This window comes from Mesorhizobium sp. M4A.F.Ca.ET.022.05.2.1 (assembly GCF_003998845.1).
Taxonomy (GTDB): Bacteria; Pseudomonadota; Alphaproteobacteria; order Rhizobiales; family Rhizobiaceae; genus Mesorhizobium.
Genome location: NZ_RZOJ01000532.1, coordinates 1 through 3,439 on the forward strand (window position 1 = coordinate 1; position 3,439 = coordinate 3,439).

4 protein-coding genes are annotated in these 3,439 nt (G+C 67.3%); all 4 read right to left on the reverse strand.

The genetic code is table 11. From position 1 onward, the window contains the following. Nucleotides 1-774: type IVB secretion system protein IcmH/DotU (gene icmH / locus EN745_RS32125; RefSeq protein WP_145992254.1), on the reverse strand; the 774-nt coding region annotated here is incomplete at its 3' end. A 4-nt stretch (nt 775-778) separates the two neighbouring features. Beyond that, nucleotides 779-2,113, reverse strand: a complete 1,335-nt coding sequence (tssK, locus tag EN745_RS32130) for a type VI secretion system baseplate subunit TssK (protein ID WP_127423107.1) — start codon at nt 2,111-2,113, stop codon at nt 779-781. A 49-nt stretch (nt 2,114-2,162) separates the two neighbouring features. Beyond that, nucleotides 2,163-2,615, reverse strand: coding sequence for a type VI secretion system lipoprotein TssJ (tssJ, locus tag EN745_RS32135; protein ID WP_126058943.1), 453 nt, complete (start codon nt 2,613-2,615; stop codon nt 2,163-2,165). Nucleotides 2,616-2,618: 3 nt separating this feature from the next. Then, nucleotides 2,619-3,439, reverse strand: an 821-nt coding sequence (gene tagH / locus EN745_RS32140; protein WP_127423108.1) for a type VI secretion system-associated FHA domain protein TagH, incomplete at its 5' end; no start/stop codon positions are given.

Here is a 3,439-nt window from a genome sequence, read left to right on the forward strand (position 1 = left end):
GAGTTCCACCGCCTGGCTGCTCAGTCCCATCGAGAGGCCGATATGGACCACGGTGGCGATCACCGCCGCGGCAAGCGCCATCACCCAGATCGGCACGATGAAGCGCTGCGGCTCGTCCGAGGCGATCACGCCTTTCCAGTGTGGCGACAGCGGCGCGCCCTCGGCGTCGGCATCGCGCAGGAAGCGCGCCGCCGCCACGCGAACGGCATTGAGCGATCGGTCGCCGGAGCGGCCGGGCACCCGGTATTTGCCGCGGAAGCCGAGCGCCAGGCACTGGTACTGCAGCTCCAGCAATTCGCGATCCCGGTTCGGGTGGCGCTCCAGTTCGTCGAGACGCGTGAAGAACTGGGTGCCGGCATCGACGTCGCCGCGCAGCATGACCACCAGCGGCTGGCGGGGCCATGCGCTGGCGCCGCCCCAGGGCGTGTTCAGCGCGAGGTCGTCAAGCAGCGCCGCCACCACCCAGGCCGCCTGATCGGCGCGCTCCAGAGACGATCCCGATGTCATGGCGGCATCGCGCGCCCGAACCAGCTCTTCGAGCAGGCGCGTGCGCAATGTTTCAGGGTTCTCCGGCGCCAGGGCGCTTTCAAGCTCGGGCGCGAATTCGAGCAGCGGCGCGAAGGCGTTGATGAGCGCATTGGGATGGGCGCGCGAGCGCTTGACCGGCGCACCCGTCAGCATCGGCGCCATCGGCCGCGGCATCTGGGCGCCGGTCAGTCTGATGCGCGTGCGTTCACGATCCTCCGACAGTCCGAAGGGATCATCCCGGCTCATGATCTCACCTGTTCACCGAATAGCAGTCGACCTGCGGCTCGCTCGGCAAGACACCGGAAACGCCGATGACGAAGCCGGGGGCGTCGAGCAGCGAGGCCCAGTGCTCGCTCTTCTGGTCAAGCTCGAGGCACAGCCGGTCGCCGTCGTAGGGGATTTCGCGCGGCTGTGAATGCAGCGGCTTCAGCGGAATGCCGGGCAGGCGCGACTTCCACAGGCCTTCGAACTGGTCGGCCGCGCCGACCGTCGCCTGATTGACGAAGATCTTGCGCAGCGCATCTTCCGACAGCTCGGACCCGACCCGGATGACGATGCGGCTCGCCACCAGCAGCTTCGGGTTGTCGATGCGGATCTTCCAGACATTGGTCGAGTGCCGCATGACAGGCAGGGCGCGCGACTTGGGCTCGATATAACGCAGGCTCAGGATGAGCGAGCGCAAGGCATCGGCCAGCGCCGTATAGGCGGGGCCGGGGGCCATGTGGTCATAGGCCGGCAATTCGCCCAGCCGTCGCGAACTGGAGCCGTAGGTCGCCATCTCGCCAGCGAGGCCGGCAAGCTCGAGGTAGAGCTCGGCCGGGTGAAAGACGTCCTGCGTCAGCATGTGCGCCAGCCGCGGGCGCGCCGCGTTGGCAAGGTGCAGCATCAACAGGTCTTCGACACTGCGCCCTGGTCCGCCCATCACCATCTTGCCATGCGCCTCGGCGATCTGGTCGAGGCCGGTGACGACTTCCAGAAGCAATTGCCGGTACCAGGCCACCGCACCCGTGATCAATGTCGGCGGCAGGAACGTCTCGTCCAGCGAGACGCCACCATCGGCCCGCACGCCTTTGACATCGGCGACGGGCAGGGCGGTGTAGCCGCCAACCGACTTGCCCGGCGCAAGCAACAGCGCCTGCGGCCGGGCAATCTCGATTTCCTCGGGGTCCGAACCTCCTTGCACCGCGTCGCGGACCGAGACGATCCGCCCGTGATAGCGCGCGCCGGTGGATGCGGCGTGCGCCGGATCGAAGCCGACGCCTCCGGGAGGTTCGAGCGGCAGCGCGATCAGCACCGGCCCTGCGCCGGTGTCGGCCGTGACCGGCAAGGGTCGCGGCGCATCCATCATCTCGGGAATGGAGAAGGGAGTTCCATCGGGGAATATACCCCGCGCCGACAAGATGGCGATCTGGCCGGCGTCGAGCAACGACTGATCCAGGGTAAGCTGCTGGAAGCCGAACGTATGCAGTTGCCCGGCCCGCAAGGCGCCGCGCACCGTTGCCTCGAGGAACCGGTCCTGCTGCTGGAAATGCTGGGTCCGCAGAAACAGTCCCTCAGACCATAGCACCCTGTTTGCATCGCTCATGCCGTTACTCTCTGCACGGAGCCACTTCCTGTCTCGCCCTGTCTCGCCGCTAGGCGGAGATACCGCCGCCGCCGAGCGTCACGTTGATGGTGAATTTGGATCCAGGCGAGACCGACTTGGTCGTTCGCCAGCTCCTCCCACCAGGTTCGCGGATCAGCGCGACGAAACCGAGCGCCGTCGCGTTTGGTTCGACCGTGATGGTCTTGGCCGCGGTCTTTCCCGGCGCGACGGAGATGGTGTCGGATCCGATGAGGTCGGCCCCGAGCGCGGACCCTGCATCGCCCTGCAGCGCGAAATAGTCGGCCGAATTGAACTTGCCAGTGCTGCTCAGCCGCATCACCAGGACCGTCACCGGCCGGTCTCCGCCGCCTGGCCCCGGGTTCATGCCGGCTCCGCCGCTCACGTTGACGGTAATCACCGATGGTTTCGGCGGACCGCTCTGGCAGGCCGAAACCAGCCCCGTGGCACCAAGGGCAATGATGAATTCGCGTCGATCGATCATGTCTCACTCCTCCTCATATGCATCCCTAAAATCAGCGCCGACTTCGCCAAGGAAGGTCTTTTCAGCGCTCTCGGCGATCTCACGGTGGCGTTTCCGGTAGAGTTCCCACAGCTTGGCGCCGCGCCCACCCGAAAGCAGCGTGCCGATCGCGGAATTCGACTTCAGCTCATCCTCGATCGCCGCCGGGTCGAAGCGGTCGACCAGCTGGCGAAGCGCCGCCTGCACGCCGCGCCAGGCGCGCACGTGATGCTGCGCCAGATCGCGGACCGCGTCCGAGATCGCCGCCTCGCCATCAAGAAAGCCGGGGCTGCGTTCGCCAAGGATGGTTACGATGGCATCGTCGACCGTCGGCAGGAACTTGAGCGGATTGACCTCGGAGGCGCCAACCATCGTCTGGGCGACACGCGCGTTTCCCTTTTCCTCCGAGCGCTTGCGCAGAAGCTGCATCAGCCCTTCCATCATCAGCCGGTACTCCCGCCCGAACTTCTCCATCTCGGCGATCGCGTCGCGGCCGGCGAGATCGGCTTCCTCGACGCCCATGCCGCGCAGGAAGGCGGCGCGAAGCGCCATGTCCGAGTGCGACTGCGACGGGGCCGCCGGCGGCTGACGGACCGGTCGCGGACTGGCGTCCACACGCGGCGCGGGAGGGGGCTCGGGCGCCTGCGCCGGCAAGTCCCATGGGTTCGCCGGTTGCGGTCTTTCGGCGACGCGCTCGCGCTGGCCCGCCGGCCATTCGCCATGCGCCGGAGCGGCCGGCCCGAAACCGAAATCGTCCTGGATGGGCGACGGCTTTGCCGGAGCGGATTCGGCCGCGCCGTTGAGGG